The organism is Anaeromyxobacter sp. K (genome assembly GCF_000020805.1).
Classification (GTDB): Bacteria; Myxococcota; Myxococcia; order Myxococcales; family Anaeromyxobacteraceae; genus Anaeromyxobacter; species Anaeromyxobacter dehalogenans.
Genome location: NC_011145.1, coordinates 2,172,198 through 2,190,528 on the forward strand (window position 1 = coordinate 2,172,198; position 18,331 = coordinate 2,190,528).

At 72.9% G+C, this 18,331-nt stretch carries 20 protein-coding genes; 18 read left to right on the plus strand and 2 right to left on the minus strand.

What is annotated here, in order from left to right; all coding sequences use genetic code 11:
• Positions 1-4: 4 nt before the first annotated feature.
• The 4 genes from pheS to ANAEK_RS09570 all read left to right on the plus strand — a co-directional run bounded on the left by pheS (position 5) and on the right by ANAEK_RS09570 (position 4,368).
• The gene (gene pheS / locus ANAEK_RS09555; RefSeq protein WP_012525948.1) at positions 5-1,114 is read left to right on the plus strand and encodes a phenylalanine--tRNA ligase subunit alpha; all 1,110 of its coding nucleotides are present in this window, start codon (positions 5-7) and stop codon (positions 1,112-1,114) included.
• A gap of 7 nt (positions 1,115-1,121) precedes the next feature.
• A complete protein-coding gene (pheT, locus tag ANAEK_RS09560) occupies positions 1,122-3,524 on the plus strand; it encodes a phenylalanine--tRNA ligase subunit beta (RefSeq protein WP_012525949.1) in 2,403 nt (800 codons plus the stop codon).
• Position 3,525: 1 nt separating this feature from the next.
• Positions 3,526-3,945, plus strand: a complete 420-nt coding sequence (locus ANAEK_RS09565; RefSeq protein WP_012525950.1) for a hypothetical protein — start codon at positions 3,526-3,528, stop codon at positions 3,943-3,945.
• A gap of 81 nt (positions 3,946-4,026) precedes the next feature.
• Entirely contained in the window at positions 4,027-4,368 is a 342-nt protein-coding gene (locus tag ANAEK_RS09570; protein ID WP_012525951.1) for an integration host factor subunit alpha, read from the plus strand.
• A 211-nt stretch (positions 4,369-4,579) separates the two neighbouring features.
• Here ANAEK_RS09570 and ANAEK_RS09575 read toward each other — a convergent pair whose 3' ends face one another.
• On the minus strand, positions 4,580-4,969 hold the full coding sequence (locus tag ANAEK_RS09575) for a helix-turn-helix domain-containing protein (protein WP_012525952.1): 390 nt from the start codon (positions 4,967-4,969) through the stop codon (positions 4,580-4,582).
• Between the two features lie 193 nt (positions 4,970-5,162).
• Here ANAEK_RS09575 and ANAEK_RS09580 point away from each other — a divergent pair, with 193 nt between their 5' ends.
• The 11 genes from ANAEK_RS09580 to ANAEK_RS09630 all read left to right on the plus strand — a co-directional run bounded on the left by ANAEK_RS09580 (position 5,163) and on the right by ANAEK_RS09630 (position 15,162).
• The gene (locus tag ANAEK_RS09580) at positions 5,163-5,465 is read left to right on the plus strand and encodes a Rieske 2Fe-2S domain-containing protein (RefSeq protein ID WP_012525953.1); all 303 of its coding nucleotides are present in this window, start codon (positions 5,163-5,165) and stop codon (positions 5,463-5,465) included.
• Positions 5,466-5,476: 11 nt separating this feature from the next.
• Positions 5,477-5,866, plus strand: a complete 390-nt coding sequence (gene queD, locus ANAEK_RS09585; RefSeq protein ID WP_012525954.1) for a 6-carboxytetrahydropterin synthase QueD — start codon at positions 5,477-5,479, stop codon at positions 5,864-5,866.
• Positions 5,856-6,536: a GTP cyclohydrolase I gene (gene folE / locus ANAEK_RS09590; RefSeq protein ID WP_012525955.1), complete on the plus strand. Its 681-nt coding sequence runs from the start codon at positions 5,856-5,858 to the stop codon at positions 6,534-6,536. Before queD ends, folE begins: the two co-directional genes overlap by 11 nt.
• Positions 6,533-7,210 (plus strand): SDR family NAD(P)-dependent oxidoreductase, encoded by a 678-nt coding sequence (locus ANAEK_RS09595; RefSeq protein ID WP_012525956.1) that lies wholly within the window; start codon positions 6,533-6,535, stop codon positions 7,208-7,210. Before folE ends, ANAEK_RS09595 begins: the two co-directional genes overlap by 4 nt.
• Positions 7,207-8,595 (plus strand): FAD-binding oxidoreductase, encoded by a 1,389-nt coding sequence (locus tag ANAEK_RS09600; protein WP_012525957.1) that lies wholly within the window; start codon positions 7,207-7,209, stop codon positions 8,593-8,595. The genes ANAEK_RS09595 and ANAEK_RS09600 overlap by 4 nt, the downstream gene beginning before the upstream one ends.
• Before the next feature lie 380 nt (positions 8,596-8,975).
• On the plus strand, positions 8,976-10,835 hold the full coding sequence (locus tag ANAEK_RS09605; protein ID WP_012525958.1) for a 2-oxoacid:acceptor oxidoreductase subunit alpha: 1,860 nt from the start codon (positions 8,976-8,978) through the stop codon (positions 10,833-10,835).
• A 26-nt stretch (positions 10,836-10,861) separates the two neighbouring features.
• Complete coding sequence (locus ANAEK_RS09610; protein WP_012525959.1) at positions 10,862-11,911, plus strand: 2-oxoacid:ferredoxin oxidoreductase subunit beta; 1,050 nt, start codon at positions 10,862-10,864, stop codon at positions 11,909-11,911.
• Positions 11,912-12,263: 352 nt separating this feature from the next.
• Positions 12,264-12,533, plus strand: coding sequence for a ferredoxin family protein (locus tag ANAEK_RS09615; RefSeq protein ID WP_012525960.1), 270 nt, complete (start codon positions 12,264-12,266; stop codon positions 12,531-12,533).
• A gap of 15 nt (positions 12,534-12,548) precedes the next feature.
• Positions 12,549-13,715: a 2-oxoacid:acceptor oxidoreductase subunit alpha gene (locus ANAEK_RS09620; RefSeq protein WP_012525961.1), complete on the plus strand. Its 1,167-nt coding sequence runs from the start codon at positions 12,549-12,551 to the stop codon at positions 13,713-13,715.
• Entirely contained in the window at positions 13,712-14,590 is an 879-nt protein-coding gene (locus tag ANAEK_RS09625) for a 2-oxoacid:ferredoxin oxidoreductase subunit beta (RefSeq protein WP_012525962.1), read from the plus strand. Before ANAEK_RS09620 ends, ANAEK_RS09625 begins: the two co-directional genes overlap by 4 nt.
• A gap of 14 nt (positions 14,591-14,604) precedes the next feature.
• The gene (locus ANAEK_RS09630; RefSeq protein ID WP_012525963.1) at positions 14,605-15,162 is read left to right on the plus strand and encodes a 2-oxoacid:acceptor oxidoreductase family protein; all 558 of its coding nucleotides are present in this window, start codon (positions 14,605-14,607) and stop codon (positions 15,160-15,162) included.
• A gap of 56 nt (positions 15,163-15,218) precedes the next feature.
• Here ANAEK_RS09630 and ANAEK_RS09635 read toward each other — a convergent pair whose 3' ends face one another.
• On the minus strand, positions 15,219-16,031 hold the full coding sequence (locus ANAEK_RS09635; RefSeq protein ID WP_012525964.1) for a tetratricopeptide repeat protein: 813 nt from the start codon (positions 16,029-16,031) through the stop codon (positions 15,219-15,221).
• A gap of 196 nt (positions 16,032-16,227) precedes the next feature.
• Between ANAEK_RS09635 and ANAEK_RS09640 the strand changes: the two genes are divergently transcribed.
• The 3 genes from ANAEK_RS09640 to ANAEK_RS09650 are packed head-to-tail and all read left to right on the plus strand — an operon-like array spanning position 16,228 to position 18,329.
• Positions 16,228-16,422, plus strand: a complete 195-nt coding sequence (locus tag ANAEK_RS09640; RefSeq protein WP_012525965.1) for a ribbon-helix-helix domain-containing protein — start codon at positions 16,228-16,230, stop codon at positions 16,420-16,422.
• A 12-nt stretch (positions 16,423-16,434) separates the two neighbouring features.
• A complete protein-coding gene (locus tag ANAEK_RS09645) occupies positions 16,435-17,373 on the plus strand; it encodes a UDP-glucuronic acid decarboxylase family protein (RefSeq protein ID WP_012525966.1) in 939 nt (312 codons plus the stop codon).
• 23 nt (positions 17,374-17,396) lie between these two features.
• Entirely contained in the window at positions 17,397-18,329 is a 933-nt protein-coding gene (locus ANAEK_RS09650) for an NAD-dependent epimerase/dehydratase family protein (protein ID WP_012525967.1), read from the plus strand.
• The last annotated feature ends 2 nt before the right edge of the window (positions 18,330-18,331 follow it).

An 18,331-nucleotide genomic window follows, 5' to 3' on the forward strand; every position in this document is an offset into this window, starting at 1 on the left:
TCCGATGGCCGACCTGCTCTCGCAGCTCGAGGCGCTCGCACGGAGCGCCCGTGAAGCCATCGCCTCCGCCGCGGACGAGAAGGGGCTCGAGGAGCTCCGCGTCCGCTTCCTCGGCAAGAAGGGCGAGCTGTCCCAGGTCCTCCGGGGCATGGGGCAGCTCCCCGCCGAGGAGCGCCCGCGCGTCGGCGAGGTCGCGAACCGCGTCCGCGACGAGGTCGAGGCGCTGCTCGCGGGCGCCGCGCGCGGCGTCGCCGCGCGCGCGCTCGAGGCCGAGCTGGCCGGCCCGCCCATGGACGTGACGCTGCCCGGCCGCCGGCTCCTGCCGCGCGGGCACCGGCACCCCGTCACGCGCGCCACCGAGGACATCTCCGCCATCTTCGCGCGCCTCGGCTACGAGGTCGCGAGCGGGCCGGAGATCGAGCTCGACTGGTACAACTTCGAGGCGCTCAACATCCCGCCGGACCACCCCGCGCGCGACATGCAGGACACGTTCTACGTGGACGAGTCCACCCTGTCGCCGGGCGGGCGCACCGGCGCGGCGCCGGGCGGGCCCGCGAGGCCGGGGGCGGTGCTGCTCCGCACGCACACCTCGCCGGTGCAGATCCGCGCCATGAAGCGGATCGGCGGGCCGCCCATCCGCATCATCTGCCCGGGGCGCGTCTACCGGTCGGACTACGACCAGACCCACTCGCCCATGTTCCACCAGATCGAGGGGCTGTGCGTCGACGAGGGCATCACCTTCGCCGACCTGAAGGGCACGCTGGCCGCGTTCGCCCGCGCCTACTTCGGCCCGGGCACCCGCACGCGCTTCCGGCCCAGCTACTTCCCGTTCACCGAGCCGAGCGCCGAGGTGGACGTGTCCTGCTCGATCTGCGGCGGCACCGGGCGCAAGGACGGCAAGCGCTGCGGCACGTGCAAGGAGACCGGCTGGCTGGAGGTGCTCGGCGCCGGCATGGTGCACCCGCGCGTGCTCGAGAACGGCGGCGTGGATCCGCGCCGCTTCACCGGCTTCGCCTTCGGCATGGGGGTCGAGCGCATGGCGATGCTCCGCTACGGCATCGACGACCTGCGCCTGTACTTCGAGAACGACCTCCGCTTCCTCGAACAGTTCTGAGAACGCCGTGCGCATCTCGCTCAAGTGGCTGTCGGAGTACGTGGACCTGCCCGCGCCCGAGGAGCTGGCGCGGCGCCTCACCGCCGTGGGCTTCGAGATCGAGGCGGTGGAGCGCACCGGCGCGGGCCTGAAGGGCGTGGTGGCGGCGCGCATCGCCGCCTCCGATCCGCACCCCAACGCCGAGAAGCTCTCGGTGACCCGCGTCGACGCGGGCGGCGGCGAGCCGCTGCAGGTGGTGTGCGGCGCGAAGAACTACCAGGTGGGCGACGTGGTCCCGCTCGCCACGGTGGGCGCCGAGCTGCCCGGCGGCACGAAGATCTCCAAGGCGAAGCTGCGCGGGGTGGAGTCCTTCGGGATGCTCTGCTCGGCGCGCGAGCTCGGGCTCTCCGCCGACGCGACCGGCCTGCTCATCCTCCCGCCCGGCACGGTCCCGGGCACGCCCGTCGGCGAGGCGCTCGGCCTCGACGACGTGCTGTTCGAGGTGAACGTCACCCCGAACCGGCCGGACGCGCTCTCGCACGTGGGCATCGCCCGCGAGGTGGCGGCGCTGCTGGGCCAGAAGGTCCGGCTGCCGAGGCCCGGGCTGGTGGAGGGCGGCGGCGCCGCGGGCGACGCGGTGAAGGTGCGGATCGAGGCGCCGGAGAAGTGTGCCCGCTACGCCGCGCGCGTGGTGGAGGGCGTGAAGATCGGCCCGTCCCCGACCTGGCTCGCGCAGCGGCTGGAGCGCTGCGGCATCCGCTCCATCTCCAACGTGGTGGACGCGACGAACTACGTGCTGCTCGAGCTCGGGCACCCGCTGCACGCGTTCGACCTCGACAGGGTGGCCGGCCACGAGATCGTGGTCCGCACCGCGCGGCCGGGCGAGCGGATCACCACCCTCGACGGCAAGGACCGGGCGCTCGAGCCGGACGACCTGCTCATCGCCGATCGCGACCGCGGCAGCGCGCTCGCCGGGGTGATGGGCGGCGGCGACTCGGAGATCTCCGGCGGCACCACCCGCGTGCTGCTGGAGTCGGCCTGGTTCGCGCCGAGCGGCGTGCGCCGGACCTCGCGCCGCCACGGCCTGAAGAGCGAGGCGTCCTACCGCTTCGAGCGCGGCGCCGACCCCGGGATGGTGATCCCGGCGCTGGATCGCTGCGCCGCGCTCATCGCCGGGCTGTCCGGCGGGACGGTGCGCGCCGGGGTGGTGGACGCGAAGGCGCGCGAGGTCGCCTCGCCCGAGGTGCGCATGCGCTGGGATCGCCCGGCGCAGGTGCTGGGCATGCCGGTGAGCCGCGAGGACGCCCGCCGCATCCTGCTCTCGCTGGGCTTCGAGGAGCGCGCCAGCGACGGCGACGCGGTGAGCTTCGGCGTGCCGAGCTGGCGCGTGGACGTCCTGATCGAGGAGGACCTGGTCGAGGAGATCGTCCGGACGCTGGGCTACGACGCCATCCCCGAGACGCTCCCCGGCCCCGCGGTGCGCACGCCGGCCGAGTCCGCCGAGGCGCAGGCGGTGGGCCGCGCCCGCGCCGCGCTGGAGGCGGCCGGGTTCAGCGAGGCGGTGAACTTCAGCTTCGTGGCGGCGCGCGACCTCGAGCCGCTCGCCGGCGGGCTCGCCGCCGGCGGCATCGCGCTCCGGAACCCCATCAGCGCCGACCTGGCGGTGATGCGCACCAGCCTGGTGCCGTCGCTGCTCCGCAACGCCGCGCACAACCGGCGGCAGCGGGTCGAGGACGTGCGCCTGTACGAGATCGCCCGCGCCTACGGCCCGCGCGCGGCCGGGGCCGCCGGGGACGCGCCCGGCCACGAGGCCACCGAGGTCGCCGGCGTCCTGCTGGGGCGGCGCAGCCCGGTGGGCTGGGCGGTGGGCGGCGACGTCGCCGACTTCCACGACGCCAAGGCGGCGGTGCAGGGGCTGCTGGAGGCGCTCGGGGTGGAGGCGTCCTGGTCCGCCCCGGGGCCCGGCTGGCTGCACCCGCGCACCTCGGCGGCGCTCCGCGCGCCGGGCGGCGCGGCGCTGGGCGAGCTCGGCGAGCTGCACCCCCGGGTCGCCGAGGCGTTCGAGCTCCCGCGCGGCGTGCTCGCGTTCCGGCTCTCGCTGGACGCGCTGCTCGCGGCCGCGCGGCTGATCCCGCAGTACCGGCCCATCCCGAGGCTCCCGGCGGTGCTCCGCGACGTGGCGGTGGTGGTGGAGGACGCGGTGACCGCCGCCGCCGTGGAGGCGCTGGTGCGCGAGGAGCCGCTCGTCGAGGCGGTGATCCTGTTCGACGTGTACAAGGGCGCGCCGCTGCCGGCGGGGCGCAAGAACCTCGCGCTCGCCATCACCTACCGCGCGCCGGATCGCACGCTCACCGACGCCGAGGCGGACGCCGCGCACGCGCGCATCGTGGCGCGGCTGCGCGAGCGCGTCGGGGCGGAGCTCCGGGGATAGCGTGACGCCCGCGGGCCGGCGCGCCTGGGCAGCGGCGGCGTTCGCGCTCGCGGCGGCGTTCGCGTCGTGGAACCCGCTCGCCGCGCCGTTCGGGCTGGTGGTCGGGCTCGTCTCCCTCGTCCTCTGCATCCGCGCGCTGGTCCAGGGCGGCGCCCGCCGGGTCGCCGCCGCAGGGCTGGTGCTGGCGACGATCGCCGTGGCGGCGAGCGGGGTGGTGCTCGCGCTCACCGCCGGCGTCGGGCGCGACCCGGCCGGCGAGCCGGTGGTCCCTGGCCCGGGCGCGGACGAGGTGCGCCGCACGCTGGACGCGGCCGGCGAGCCCACCCGGCCCGCGCGCGAGCGCGCTCGCGACGAGCTCGAGGCGGCGAGCGGCGGCGCGAAGCCGCCGGCCGAGCGCGGCGGATCGCCCGCGGGGCGCTAGCGAAGGTTTGACACGTTGGGGCAAATAGGCTAACGAATTCGGGACTTAGCCGACGCCGCCCGCGGGGATGGGAGCGACACCGTGACCAAGGCCGACATCATCGAGAGCGTCTACGAGAAGGTGGGCTTCTCCAAGAAGGAGGCCGCCGAGATCGTCGAGATGGTCTTCGACACCATCAAGGAGACGCTCGAACGCGGCGAGAAGATCAAGATCAGCGGCTTCGGCAACTTCATCGTGCGGGACAAGAAGTCCCGCGTCGGCCGCAACCCGCAGACCGGCGAGGAGATCGAGATCAGCGCGCGCCGCGTGCTGACGTTCCGCCCGAGCCAGGTGCTGAAGAACGCGCTCAACGGCGAGGTCTCCGACGAGACCACCGAGGGCGCGGACGACGACGACGACGAGGAGGGCGAGGGCGACGAGTAGCGCCCCCGCCCCCGGTCGCCAGCCGCTCATAGCGCCTCCCGTTCGCGTGGGGCCCGTCGCGAGGCACACGATGGCGTCGCCGAGCCGGGCACATGAGGACCGAGCAGCGCAGGCGTGCCCGTAGGCACGTCGAGCAGCACAGGGACGAGTCTGCCCGGCGCAGGCAGCCAGCGTGCGCCGCAGCAGGGCTCTACGCGAATGGGCGGCGCTCTCAAATGCCGTTGACGCGGCCGGCGGCCGCCGCCGGCGCGGGCGCGTCCACGCCGTTCACCGGCGCGACCGCGTCGGGCTGCCGCACCGGGACCGCGCCGATGAGCCGGTAGAGCGTCTTGCGGTCGATGCCCAGGATCTCGGCCGCGCGCGTCTTGTTCCCGCCGGTGGCGCGCAGGACCTCGCGCGCGTAGCGGCGCTCGATCTCCGACAGCGTGGGCCGGCGCGCCGGCTGGCCGTCGGAGGGCGGCGCGGCGCGGGCGGCCTCGAGGAGCGCGGCGGCGAGGTCCGCAGAGACGGTGACGTCGAACCCGGACGCGACGAGCAGCTGCGAGAGCTGCTGGCGGCGCTCCGGATCGGCCTCGATGACGATCGTGCGGTTGCGTTCCACGTGGCTTCCCTCCCCGCTGACAAGACGGCCACCGCGGAGGACCGTTACGCCCACGCCTGTCCTGCTGCGAGGGGACGCGCAGCCCCGGGCGGTGCGTGCAGGTGGGCCCGGGGCGCCGGGCGCTCCGCGGAAGGGGGCGAACGGACGGGCGATTCCCCGGCGGGACGGGGGCGCCCGCCGTAGATCCCGGCCCGTGAGACACCGCGTCGGACGCCTCCAGGACCTGCCCGACGGGCACGGCTGGCTGGTCGAGATCGAGGGCCAGGAGATCGCCCTGTTCCGCCGCGGCGAGCGCGTGCACGCGCTCGACAACGTCTGCCCCCACCGCGGCGCGGCGCTCGCGTTCGGCGACGTGCGCGGCGAGGTGGTGTACTGCCCGCTCCACGCCTGGCCCTTCCAGCTGGCCACCGGCGCCTGCCCGGAGTTCCCCGAGGCGTCGGTGCGCACGTTCCCGGTGCACGTCGGCGAGGGCGGGGACCTCGAAGTGGAGCTATAACGAGGACACCGATGGCGCCCATCGACTACACCGACCGCCGGCGCATGCGGCTCGACGTCGAGTTCTACTTCGCCGCCGCGCACCGCCTGCCGCGCTACGAGGGCCCGTGCTTCCGCATGCACGGCCACAACTACCGGTTCTTCGTCGCGCTGGAGGGCGAGATCGATCCCGCCACCGGGATGATCGCCGACTTCGGGGACGTGAAGCGGATCGTGCAGGAGCACGTGCTCGCGCGGGTGGACCACCGCACGCTGAACGACGTCCTCGACAACCCCACCGCCGAGAACATCGCCCGCTGGGTGTGGGAGGTGCTCGAGCCGCACCTGCCCGGCCTGTGCGAGATCCGGCTCTACGAGATCCCGGACTCGTGCGTGACGTACCGGGGGCCGGGTGGCCGCTAGGCTCCGCGCCCTGCGGCCGGCGCGCCCGCGCGCCTCGGCCCCGGCCGCCGCCGAGGCGACCGCCCGCTTCCTCGACGCGCTGGGGCTGCCGCCGGAGGTGCGGGCCTCGCCCGAGCTGGCCGGCACCCCGCGCCGCGTGGCGGAGGCCTGGCTCGAGGACCTGGTGGACGGCTACCGGATCGAGCCGGCCGAGGTGCTGGCCGACGCGATGCCGAGCGCCGGCCGTGCGCTGGTGACGCTCACCGGCATCGACTTCCACTCCGTCTGCCCGCACCACCTGCTGCCCTCGCGCGGCGTCGCGCACGTCGCATACCTGCCCGGCGGCAGGGTGGTGGGCTTCGGCCAGCTGGTGCGCCTGGTGGACTGCCTCGCGCACCGGCTGGTGCTCGCGGAGGACCTGGCGCAGTCGGTGGCCGACGCGCTGGTGACGCACCTCGGCGCGCGCGGCGCGGGGTGCGTGCTCGACGCCGAGCACCTGTGCCTGACGGTGCGCGGCGAGCGGCGCGCCCGCGCCCGCGCGCACGCCGAGGGGTTCGCCGGGGCGCTGGCGCGGAGCGGCGTGGCCCGGCGCAGCTTCGCCCAGGCCATCGCGCGCGCGGACGGCCCGCGGCCGGCCCGCCGCGGCGCGCGGGGCGGGCGGGCGCGCGGGGCGGGCCCGAGGGCGCGATGACCGCCGGGCGGACCGCCATCGTCACCGGCGGCGGCCGCGGCATCGGCGCGGCGGTGGCGCGGGCGCTCACCGCGCGCGGCCTGCGCGTCACGGTGTTCGCCCGGACCGAGGCGCAGCTGCGCGCGGTGGTGGCGGAGGGTGGGGCGGCGCGGGCGGTGGCCGGGGACGTGCGCAGCGCGGCCGCGGTGGAGCGGCTGGTGGCCGGGCACGAGGCGGCGCTCGGGCCGGTCGACGTGCTGGTGAACGGCGCCGGGATCCTGGCGCGCGGGCTCGCCGAGCACACCGCGCCCGAGACGTTCCGCGAGGTGCTGGACGTCAACCTGGTCGGGCCGTTCCTGTGCGCGCGCGCGGCCATCCCGGGCATGAAGGCGCGGGGGAGGGGACGGATCGTGAACGTCGCCTCCATCTCCGGCACCATCGGCACCGCCGAGGCGGCCGCCTACAACGCGTCGAAGTGGGGGCTCATCGGGCTCACCCGCTGCCTGGCGGAGGAGCTGCGCGACCACGGCGTGCAGTGCGTGGCGGTGTCGCCGGGCTCCACCGACACCGAGATGCTGGCCCGCACGCCGTTCCCGCCGCGGATGAGCGCGGACGAGGTCGCGCGCGTGGTCGTGTTCGCGGCGCTGGACGCGCCCGACGCCATCACCGGCGCCAACCTGGAGGTGTACGGATGACCGCCGCCCGCGACGCCGCGCTGCGCGAGCTCGAGGCCGCGTTCCCGCGCGAGCGGCTGGTGCGGGATCCCGGGCGGCTGGAGGCCTACGGGCGGGACGAGTCCGACCTGGGCGCGCGCCCGCCGGACGCGGCGGTGCTGGTGGAGTCCGCCGAGGAGATCCGCGCGATCTTCGCCGTCGCGAGCCGGCACCGCGTGCCGGTGATCCCGGTCGCGGCGCGCAGCGGCAAGTCCGGCGGCGTGCTGGCGCTGCACGGCGGGATCGCCGTCTCGCTCGAGCGCATGAACCGGATCCTGGAGATCTCGCCGGAGGACCTGGTGGCGCGGGTGCAGCCGGCGGTGGTGACCGGGGTGCTCCAGGCCGAGGTGGAGCGGCACGGGCTGTTCTACCCGCCCGACCCGAACTCGCTGGACATGTGCACCATCGGCGGGAACGTGGCGGAGAACGCCGGCGGCCCGCGCGCGCTGAAGTACGGCGTCACCCGCGAGTACGTGCTGGGCCTCACCGCCGTGCTCCCCACCGGCGAGATCCTGCGGGTCGGCAAGCGCAGCATCAAGGGCGTGGCCGGCTACGACCTTACCGCGCTGCTGGTGGGCAGCGAGGGGACGCTCGGGATCGTGACCGAGGCGACGCTGAAGCTGCTGCCCCGCCCGCGCCACGTGGCCACCGCGCTGGTGGTGTTCGCCTCGGTGGCGGAGGCGGCGCGCGCGGTGAACGAGGTGCTGCAGGGCGGCATCCTGCCCCGCTGCCTGGAGCTGCTCGACGACGTCTCGCTGGCCGCCGCCGCGAAGACCTCGCCCTACCGCTTCCCGCCCGGCGCCGGCGCGGCGCTGCTGGTGGAGACCGACGGCAACGACGAGGAGCAGGTGTTCGCCGAGATCGTGCGGCTGGCCGAGAAGGTCCAGGCGCACGCGCAGGGCGACGTGATCGTGGCGCAGAACGAGGCCCAGCGGCGCGACGTGTGGGAGACGCGGCGTTACCTGTCGGTGAACCTGAAGGCGCTGCACCCGCTCAAGCTCTCCGAGGACGTCGCGGTCCCGCGCTCGAGGATCCCGGAGATGATCGCGCGCGCCAAGGCGGTGGGCGAGCGGCTCGGCCTCACCGTCGCGACCTACGGCCACGCCGGCGACGGGAACCTGCACTGCAACGTCCTGTTCGACCGGCCCGAGGAGCGCCCGAAGGTGGACGAGGCGGTGGCGGCCATCCTGCGCGACGCGGTGGACCTGGGCGGCACCATCACCGGCGAGCACGGCGTCGGCGTCGCGAAGCGAGACTTCCTCGAGTACGAGCAGGGCGCCGAGGTGGTGGCGCTGGAGCGCCGGCTCAAGGCCGCGTTCGATCCGCTCGGCATCCTGAACCCGGGGAAGATCTTCCCGGAGCGCTGACGCCATCGAGGCACGGTCGGTGCGGGCCGTGCGCCGGCGATCGGGCCCCGCCGCGTGCCCCCTGGAGTCGCCGGGAGCGAGGCCCGCCGGGGTTGACCCCGCGCAAGTCGCTGAGGTGGCTCGGTTCTTTGCGCCAGATCGCCGCACCGCAGGTATTGGGGACGGGTCCGGTCCACAATAAACTGAGTCGTTTCGCGGCGTTGGCTCATCAGGTCGGCTTGACAAGCCATGCCGCGGTCCGGCATAGCTGTGGCCCCATTTTAGATCCCCGTCAGGAATTGGCGGGGCGCGCCGAGGGTACATCCAGCGGCGCGGCGGGATCCGGCAGCCGCACGCACGGTCACAGCAGCCAGGCACCTCACAGGGAGACGAAGGGCGACATGTCCACACAGACGGCCAAGCACAAGGTCGAGCAGGTCGAAACCGTCACGATCCGCTTCGTCGGCGACTCGGGCGACGGCATGCAGCTCACCGGCACCGAGTTCACCAAGGCCAACGCGCTGGCCGGCAACGACCTCGCGACCTTCCCCGATTACCCCGCCGAGATCCGCGCGCCCGCGGGCTCGCTGTTCGGCGTCTCCGGCTTCCAGCTCTCGTTCGGCGCGAACGAGGTCCTCACCCCGGGCGACCAGCCGGACGTGCTCGTCGCGATGAACCCGGCCGCGCTCAAGACGAACCTGGCCGACCTCCGCCACGGCGGCATGCTGATCGTGAACGCGGGCGCCTTCACCGAGTCGAACCTCGAGAAGGCGAACTACAAGTCGAACCCGCTCGAGGACCCCGCGCTGCAGTCGAACTACCGGGTCGTCCTCGTGGACATGAACAAGCTCACCGAGGCGGCGCTGGAGGGGACGGGCCTGTCCTCGAAGGAGGTCGCGCGCTGCAAGAACTTCTTCGCGCTCGGCCTGATGTACTGGCTGTACAGCCGCCCGATCGATCCGCAGCTCGCGTCGATCAAGCGGAAGTTCGCCAAGAAGCCCGAGTTCGCGGACGCGAACGCGAAGGTCTTCATGGCGGGCCACGTGTTCGGCGAGACCTCCGAGCTCTTCCACGAGCGGTACCAGGTGCCGGCCTCGAAGCTCGCGCCGGGCACCTACCGCAACGTGACCGGCAACTTCGCCACCGCCCTCGGCTTCGCCACGGTGGCGCAGCTGACCGGGCGCACGGTGTTCCTGGGCAGCTACCCCATCACGCCCGCCACCGAGATCCTGCAGGAGATGGCGAAGTTCAAGGAGTACGGCGTCGTCACCTACCAGGCCGAGGACGAGATCGCCGGCATCGGCTCGGCCATCGGCGCGGCCTTCGGCGGCGCGCTCGCCTGCACCAGCACCTCCGGCCCGGGCCTCGCGCTCAAGTCCGAGATGATGGGCCTCGCGGTGATCACCGAGCTCCCGCTCGTGATCGTGGACGTGCAGCGCGGCGGCCCCTCCACCGGCATGCCCACCAAGACCGAGCAGGCCGACCTGCTCCAGGCGCTGTTCGGGCGCCACGGCGAGTCGCCCATGCCGGTCATCGCGGCGCAGAGCGCGGCCGACTGCTTCTGGTCGGCCATCGAGGCGATGAAGATCGCGACGAAGTGGATGACGCCGGTGCTGCTGCTCACCGACGGCTACCTCGCGAACGGCTCCGAGCCGTTCCGCGTCCCGTCGCCGGACGAGCTGCCCGAGCTGAAGGTGAAGTACCAGACCGAGAAGAACTACGCGAACGGCACGCAGTACATGCCGTACCTGCGCGACGCCAAGCTCATCCGCCCCTGGGCCATCCCGGGCACGGCCGGCCTCGAGCACCGCGTCGGCGGCCTGGAGAAGGACGCGCTCTCGGGCATGGTGTCGTACGACGGCAACAACCACGAGAAGATGGTCCTCACCCGCGCCCAGAAGGTCCGGAACGTGGTCGAGGACGTGCCGGACGTCGAGGTGTACGGCGACAAGCGCGGGGAGCTGCTGCTCGTGTCCTGGGGCGGCACCTTCGGCTCGGTCCGCGGCGCCGCCGAGGCGCTGCAGGCCGCCGGGAAGAAGGTCTCCCACGTCCACCTGCGCTGGCTGAACCCGCTGCCGAAGAACCTCGGCGACGTGCTGCGGAGCTTCGAGAAGGTGCTCGTGCCCGAGGTGAACGGCGGGCAGCTGGCCTTCTACCTGCGCGGCATGTTCCCGGGCGTCGATCCGCTCCAGTACAACCGGATCAACGGCAAGCCGATCAAGATCCACGACCTGGTCGCCAAGGTCACCGAGGCCCTGTAGGCCGCCCGGAAAGGAACGAGGAACACATGAGCACGAACGGTCAGACGGTCACCGCGGCGCTGCCGGTCTACACCAAGAAGGACTTCGAGTCCGGCGTCGATCCGCGCTGGTGCCCGGGCTGCGGCGACTACTCCATCATCAACCAGATCCAGAAGACGCTGCCCTCGGTCGGCGTGAAGCGCGAGAACATCGTCTTCGTGTCCGGCATCGGCTGCAGCTCGCGCTTCCCGTACTACATGAACAACTACGGGATGCACACGCTGCACGGCCGCGCGCCCTCCTTCGCCTCGGGGCTGAAGGTCTCCCGGCCCGAGCTGCAGGTGTGGATCATGACCGGCGACGGCGACGCGCTCGCCATCGGCGGCAACCACTTCATCCACGCGATGCGGCGCAACCTGGACATGAAGCTGGTCATGTTCAACAACCGCATCTACGGCCTGACCAAGGGCCAGGTCTCGCCGACGTCCGAGCTGCACAAGAAGACCAAGTCCACGCCGGACGGCTCGCCGGACTACCCGTTCAACCCGCCGCTGCTCGCGCTCGGCGCCGGGGCGACGTTCGTGGCGCGCGCCATCGACGTCGAGGGCGTGCACATGGGCGGCGTGCTGAAGGCCGCGGCCGAGCACAAGGGCAGCACGTTCGTCGAGGTCTTCCAGAACTGCCCGGTGTTCAACGACGGCGCCTACACGTTCCTCACCGAGAAGGCGAACAAGGCCGAGGCGCAGCTCCGCATGGAGCAGGGCAAGCCGCTCCTGTTCGGCAAGGACAACAAGAAGGGCATCCGCATCAACCACCAGCGGGGCGAGCTCGAGGTCGTCACCCTCGGCGTGGACGGGATCACCGAGCAGGACATCCTGGTCCACGACTCGACGCGCGAGGACCCGACCATCGCGTTCATGCTGGCGGGCCTGGCGGACAAGGCCGGGTTCCCGACGCCCATCGGCATCTTCCGCAACGTGCAGAAGGCCACCTGCGAGGAGATGACCTGGGAGATGATCGACGCCGCCAAGGCGAAGCCGGGCGCGGGGCAGCTCGGCAAGCTGCTCGCCGGCAACGACACCTGGACCATCAAGTAGGCCGGTTCCGACACGATCGGTGAAACGAGGAGGCCGGCGCCCGCCTGGGCGCCGGCCTTCGTGCGTCCGGCGCCCGCGGCGCGCCGCGGCGGACGTGGACCGATCCGGTGCACGAAGCCGCGCGGCGAAAAGCGCTGTATCCGCGGCGGCGAGCGGGCGGCGCGGGCCGCCGTCGTTCACGGTGGGTGAGCGCGCCGGAAAATCGATTGAATGGGTGCATTTTGTCCGAGATTCGCGGAAATCGTCGGGAATTTGCCAAAGATTGATCGCGGTCCAATGACGGCACGCCCCGGTCTGGTACGAGAGCGCTCTCTCTCAAACGCCCGGCCGACCGGGCACCGAGGACCGGAGCATGAGTGCGACTTCGCCTGCCGCGAAGAAGGACAAGAAGTTTCGCGGCGTCGTGGTGATCAACCGCGAGACTTGCAAGGGGTGCGCGTTCTGCGTGGAGTTCTGCCCGCTGGGCGCGCTCGAGCTGGAGAGCGACTACAACGCCAAGGGCTACCACCCGCCGTTCCTGGCGAAGCCGGAGCTGTGCAACGGCTGCGACATGTGCGGTCACTTCTGCCCCGATTTCTCGATCTACGGCTACCGCGAGAAGCTCGAGCAGGTTGCGGCCTAGGAGGCCCGAAGAGACATGTCCAACGCGAACTCGTCCGGCACCCTCACCGGCAGCCACTACCTGGACGGCGACCACGCCTGCAGCGAGGGCGCCATCGCCGCCGGCTGCCGCTTCGCCTCCGGCTACCCCATCACGCCCTCGACCGAGGTGGTCGAGCGCCTCTCCGCGCGCTTCCCCCGCGTGGGCGGCCGCTTCATCCAGCTCGAGGACGAGCTGGGCGCCTCCATCGCGCTGCTCGGCGCGGTCTGGGGCGGCGCCAAGGCCTGCACCGTCACCTCCGGCCCCGGCTTCTCGCTGATGATGGAGCACATCGGCTACGCCGCCATCACCGAGACGCCCTGCGTCTACATCAACGTGCAGCGCGCCGGCCCGTCCACCGGCCTGCCCACGCAGCCGGCCCAGGGCGACATGATGCAGGCCCGCTTCGGCTCGCACGGCGACTACCGCCTCATCGCGCTCTGCCCGAACTCCCCGCAGGAGTGCTTCGACCTCACCGTCGAGGCGTTCAACCTGGCCGAGGAGTTCCGCGTCCCGGTGCTGGTGATGCTCGACGAGGTGGTCGGGCACATGACCGAGAAGGTGGTCATCCCGCCCGCCGAGCAGATCAAGGTGAGCGAGCGCCGCTACACCAAGAAGAAGCCGGGTGAGGGCTTCAAGCTGTTCGAGGCTCCGAACGGCAGCATGGTCCCGGAGATGGTCAAGGCGGGCGACGGCTACCGGATCCACGTGACCGGCCTCACCCACGACGAGCGCGGCTACCCGGCCATGAACGTGCCGACGCACGAGAAGATGCAGCTCCGGCTGCAGGACAAGATCGTCGAGAACGCCGACCGCATCGTGCGCTGGGAGGAGAAGGACCTCGACGGCGCCGACGTGGTGGTGGTGAGCTTCGGCATCACCTCCCGCGTGGCCGAGCGCGCCGTCAAGGCGGCGCGCGAGCAGGGCGTCAAGGTCGGCTCGTTCCGGCTCATCACCGCCTGGCCGTTCCCCGAGAAGCAGATCGCGGAGCTGGCGAAGAAGGTGAAGGCGTTCGTCGTGCCCGAGCTCAACCTCGGCCAGATGGCCCTCGAGGTGGAGCGGGTGGTGGCGGGCCGCACCAAGGTCGTGCCGGTGCCGCACGTCGGCGGCACGGTCCACAACCCCGAGACCATCCTGAACAAGATCCTGGAGTCCGTGCGATGAGCGAGCCCGTCAAGCCCAACCCGACCTCGAAGTACCTCCGGACCGAGCGGCTGCCGTCCATCTGGTGCCCCGGCTGCGGCATCGGCACCACGGTGAACTGCTTCACCCGCGCGCTCGACGGCTCCGGCTTCGACCTCGACAAGGTCGCCATCGTCTCCGGCATCGGCTGCACCGGCCGCGTGGCGGGCTACCTGAACCTCGACTCGTTCCACACCACGCACGGCCGCGCCATCCCGTTCGCGACCGGCCTGCAGATGGCGAACCCGGACCTGAAGGTGGTGGTCTACTCCGGCGACGGCGACCTGTCCGCCATCGGCGGCAACCACCTCATCCACGCGGCCCGCCGCAACGTGGACATGCTGGTCGTGTGCGTGAACAACTTCACGTACGGCATGACCGGCGGCCAGGTCACGCCCACCACGTTCCAGACCGCGGTGGCCTCCACCACGCCGTACGGCGCCTACGAGGAGACGTTCAACCTGCCGCGCCTGGTGGACTCCTGCGGCGGCGTCTACGTGGCGCGCTGGACCTCCTACCACGTGAAGCAGCTCGCCAAGTCGATGGGCGAGGCCCTCAACAAGAAGGGCTTCCGCTTCATCGAGATCCTCTCGCCCTGCCCGACGCTCTACCTGCGCCGCAACAAGCTCGGCGAGGGGCTCGACGAGATGAAGTTCTACAAGGAGAAGAGCGTCATCAAGAACGGCGCGCCCACCACCGAGACCGACCTCGACTACCGCAAGGAGATCGTCGTCGGGACCTTCGTGAACCGCGAGCGCCCCACCAACGTCGAGGCGATGGAGGCCCGCATGAGCGAGGTCCTCGGCGCCAAGTACGTTCCCTACGAGTCCCCCGGCAAGAAGCCGGCCTGGGCGTGAGCGGGAGAGACGACATGGGTCCCACGGAGATCAAGATCGGCGGGCTGGGCGGCCAGGGCGTCATCCTGGGCGGCATCATCATCGGCAAGGCCGCCGCGTTGTTCGACGACAAGCACTCCTGCCTGACGCAGGCGTTCGGCCCCGAGGCGCGCGGGTCGGCCTGCAGCGCGCAGGTGGTGGTGGACGCGGAGCCGATCCTCTACCCGTACGTCCACAACCCGCACCTCATGGTGGCGATGTCCCAGGACGCATTCGCCAAGTTCTCGCCCGAGCTGCGCAAGGACGGGACGCTCATCATCGAGGAGGACCTGGTGAAGCCCACCGGGCTGCCCCCGACGGTGAAGGTGTACGCGGTCCCGGCCACGCGCATCGCGGAGGAGCTGGGCAAGAAGATGGTGCTGAACATCGTGATGGTGGGCTTCTTCACCGCCATCACCGGGCTCGTCTCCGAGCAGGCCGCCCGCGAGGCGGTGAAGGACTCGGTCCCGCCCGCCACCATCGACCTCAACATGAAGGCGTTCGAGCGCGGCTTCGCCTACGGCAAGCAGCTGCTCGCCGGCCCCAGGAACTAGGGGACGCCTCCGCCGCACCGGCGCGCCGGGCCTTCGCGGGCCCGGCGCGTTCCCTTTCAGCGGCCCGCGGTCGCGCCCGCGGCGCACGCGCTCGCGCCGCGCAGGCTCGTCCGGCACGCCTCCAGCCCGGGCGCGGCCTCGAGGCACCGGGCGCAGGCGACCACCGCCTCGCCGCAGCGGTCCAGCCGCACCAGCGCGTTGCACAGCCCGTGCAGCGCCTCGGGGAACGCCGGGGCGAGCTCGACGGCGCGCCGGTAGCCGCGCTCCGCCGCCGCCCACCGCGCCTCCAGGGAGTCCACGAGGGCGAGATCGTGGTGCGCGGACGCGCGTCCGGGGTCGGTCTCGAGCAGGTGCAGGAGCTCCCGCCGCGCGGCGGCCAGCCCGGCGGCGCGGTCCGCGCCCGGCGCGAGCGCCCGCCGGAGCAGCGCGCGCGCCAGGTTCTGGCGCGCGTCGGCGAGATCCGGGTCGAGCCGCAGCGCCTCGCGCAGCGCGCCCTCGGCCGCCCGCGCGTCGCCCCCGGCGAGCAGCGCCTCGCCCAGGTTGGCGTGGGCCTCCGGGAAGTCGGAGCGCAGCCGCAGGGCCCGCTCCAGGCGCCGCCGCGCCTCGGGCAGGTCGCCGCGAACGCGCGCCACCACCGCCAGCCCGTTCTCGGCCTCCGGGAAATCCGGGTCGAACGCGAGCGCGTGCTCGAACGCCACCTCGGCGCGCTCGGGATCGCCGTCCGCGAGGTGGCGGTACCCGCGCTCGACCTCCTCGGCGGCGCGGGGGTGGAGGCGCGGCACGGCCGCGCAGGCCGGGGCGAGCAGCGCCGCGGCGAGGGCGGCGGCCAGGGCGGGGCGATCGCTGCGGCGCAGGGGAGGGGTGGGCATGCCCGCGTCCCCTGCGCGCCCCGTGCCGGCGCAGCACCCTGCGTGAACGGCCGCCGTGCGCGTCCCGCCCGCGCGGGACGGGTCCGCGGGGCGGCCGGGGCGTCCGCGGCGCGCCCCGGGTTGCGCCAATTGACACTATATCGACGGTCACATACGTTCGCGCCGCGTAGGCAGCCGTCCCCGAGGGTTCGCTCCCATGGCGCGAAAGAAGATCTCCACGACGGTCTACATCACCCCGGAGCAGGACGAGCGGCTGAAGCTGCTCCACGCCCGCACCAAGGTGCCGGTCGCCGAGTACATCCGGCAGGGCATCGACCTCGTGCTGGAGAAGTACCGCGGGGCCCTGCCCGGCCAGCTGTCGCTCGAGGACGTGGGCGAGGCGAAGAAATAGATTGCGAGCGGCATGAGCGAACAGCGAGCGGTCATCCTCGGCGCGGCCGGGTTCATCGGCAGCCACCTCACGGATCGTTTCCTCGCGGAGGGGTGGCGCGTCACCGGCGTCGACAACCTCATCACGGGTACGCTGCGCAACCTCGAGCACCTCGGCCGGGAGCCGCGCTTCGACTTCCTCCAGGCCGACGTCTGCGCGCCGCTCGCCATCTCGGGCCGGGTGGACGCGGTGCTGGACTTCGCCTCCCCGGCGTCGCCGGTGGACTACCTCCGGCATCCGTTCGAGACGCTCCACGTCGGCTCGGTCGGGGTCGAGAACGCGCTCGAGTTGGCGCGCCGCAGCGGCGCCCCGTTCGTGCTCTCGTCCACCTCCGAGGTGTACGGTGACCCGCTCGAGCACCCGCAGCGCGAGAGCTACTGGGGGAACGTGAACCCGGTCGGCCCGCGCGCGGTGTACGACGAGGCCAAGCGCTTCGCCGAGGCCATCACCGTCGCGTACCGCCGCTACCGCGAGGTGCAGGTCCGCATCGCGCGCATCTTCAACACCTACGGGCCGCGCATGCGGCTCGACGACGGCCGGGTGGTGCCGACGTTCGTGGCGCAGGCGCTCCGCGGCGAGCCCATCACCGTGTTCGGCGACGGCTCGCAGACGCGCAGCTTCTGCTACGTGGACGACAACGTGGAGGCGATCTGGCGGCTGCTCCACGGCGACTGCCAGGACCCGGTGAACGTGGGCGACGACCACGAGATGACCGTGCTGGAGTTCGCGCAGGCCGTGCAGCGGCTGGTGGGCCGCACCGTGCCCATCGAGCACCGGCCGCTCCCGCAGGACGACCCGCGGGTTCGGCGACCCGATCTCACGCGCGCAAGGGAGCGGCTCGGCTGGGCGCCGCGGATCGGGTTCGAGGAAGGGATGCGCCGGACCATCGACTGGTTCCGCGCGCACGTCTGACCGGCGAGGGCGGGGGACACACCATGGGCAAGCGCATCCTCATCACCGGCGGGGCAGGGTTCATCGGCTCCACCATCGCAGACCTGTTCGTGCAGGCGGGCTGGGACGTCGCGGTCCTCGACGATCTCTCCAGCGGCAAGCGCGAGAACGTGCCGCAGGGCGCGCGCTTCTACCCGGTGGACGTGCGCAGCGCCGCCGCGGCCGAGGCGATCCGCAAGGAGCGGCCGCAGGTGATCTGCCACCACGCCGCGCAGATCGACGTGCGGCGCTCCATGGCGGACCCGCGCTTCGACGCAGACGTCAACGTGGGCGGCCTGCTCAACCTCATGCAGGCGGCGGCCGCGGCGGGCTCGGTGGAGCACGTCCTGTTCGCCTCCTCCGGCGGCGCCACCTACGGCGACACCGAGGTCATCCCCACGCCCGAGACGCACCCGCAGGCGCCGGTCTCGCACTACGGGGCGGCGAAGGCCGCGAGCGAGCTGTACCTGGGCGTCTACCGGGCGGCCCTGGGCATCCCGGTGGCGGCGCTGCGCTACGCGAACGTGTACGGGCCGCGCCAGGACCCGCACGGCGAGGCGGGCGTGGTGGCGATCTTCTGCGGGCGGCTGCTCGAGGGACGTCCCTGCACCGTGTACGGCGACGGCGGCCAGACCCGCGACTACGTGTTCGTGGGCGACGTGGCGCGCGCGAACCTGCTCGCGGCGGAGCGGCGCCACGACGGGCCGCTCAACGTCGGCACCGGCGTGGAGACCGACGTGAACGCGCTCTACGCGCACCTGGCGCGCGCCGCCGGCGTGGATCGCCCCGCGGAGCACGCGCCGGCGCGGCCGGGCGAGCAGCGCCGGTCGTGCATCGACCCGTCGCTCGCCGCGCGGGCGATCGGCTGGCGGCCCGAGGTGCCGCTGGCGGACGGGCTGGCCCGCACGCTGGAGTGGTTCCGGGCGCGGCGCGGATGAGC

Excerpts from the sequence above, each read along its gene's own strand:
- pheS (WP_012525948.1), top strand. The coding sequence starts at position 5 with ATGGCCGACCTGCTCTCGCAGCTCGAGGCGCTCGCACGGAGCGCCCGT.
- queD (WP_012525954.1), top strand. The coding sequence starts at position 5,477 with ATGGCGCCCATCGACTACACCGACCGCCGGCGCATGCGGCTCGACGTC.
- ANAEK_RS09595 (WP_012525956.1), top strand. The coding sequence starts at position 6,533 with ATGACCGCCGGGCGGACCGCCATCGTCACCGGCGGCGGCCGCGGCATC.
- ANAEK_RS09600 (WP_012525957.1), top strand. The coding sequence starts at position 7,207 with ATGACCGCCGCCCGCGACGCCGCGCTGCGCGAGCTCGAGGCCGCGTTC.
- ANAEK_RS09605 (WP_012525958.1), top strand. The coding sequence starts at position 8,976 with ATGTCCACACAGACGGCCAAGCACAAGGTCGAGCAGGTCGAAACCGTC.
- ANAEK_RS09610 (WP_012525959.1), top strand. The coding sequence starts at position 10,862 with ATGAGCACGAACGGTCAGACGGTCACCGCGGCGCTGCCGGTCTACACC.
- ANAEK_RS09615 (WP_012525960.1), top strand. The coding sequence starts at position 12,264 with ATGAGTGCGACTTCGCCTGCCGCGAAGAAGGACAAGAAGTTTCGCGGC.
- ANAEK_RS09620 (WP_012525961.1), top strand. The coding sequence starts at position 12,549 with ATGTCCAACGCGAACTCGTCCGGCACCCTCACCGGCAGCCACTACCTG.
- ANAEK_RS09625 (WP_012525962.1), top strand. The coding sequence starts at position 13,712 with ATGAGCGAGCCCGTCAAGCCCAACCCGACCTCGAAGTACCTCCGGACC.
- ANAEK_RS09630 (WP_012525963.1), top strand. The coding sequence starts at position 14,605 with ATGGGTCCCACGGAGATCAAGATCGGCGGGCTGGGCGGCCAGGGCGTC.
- ANAEK_RS09635 (WP_012525964.1), bottom strand. The coding sequence starts at position 16,031 with ATGCCCACCCCTCCCCTGCGCCGCAGCGATCGCCCCGCCCTGGCCGCC.
- ANAEK_RS09640 (WP_012525965.1), top strand. The coding sequence starts at position 16,228 with ATGGCGCGAAAGAAGATCTCCACGACGGTCTACATCACCCCGGAGCAG.
- ANAEK_RS09645 (WP_012525966.1), top strand. The coding sequence starts at position 16,435 with ATGAGCGAACAGCGAGCGGTCATCCTCGGCGCGGCCGGGTTCATCGGC.
- ANAEK_RS09650 (WP_012525967.1), top strand. The coding sequence starts at position 17,397 with ATGGGCAAGCGCATCCTCATCACCGGCGGGGCAGGGTTCATCGGCTCC.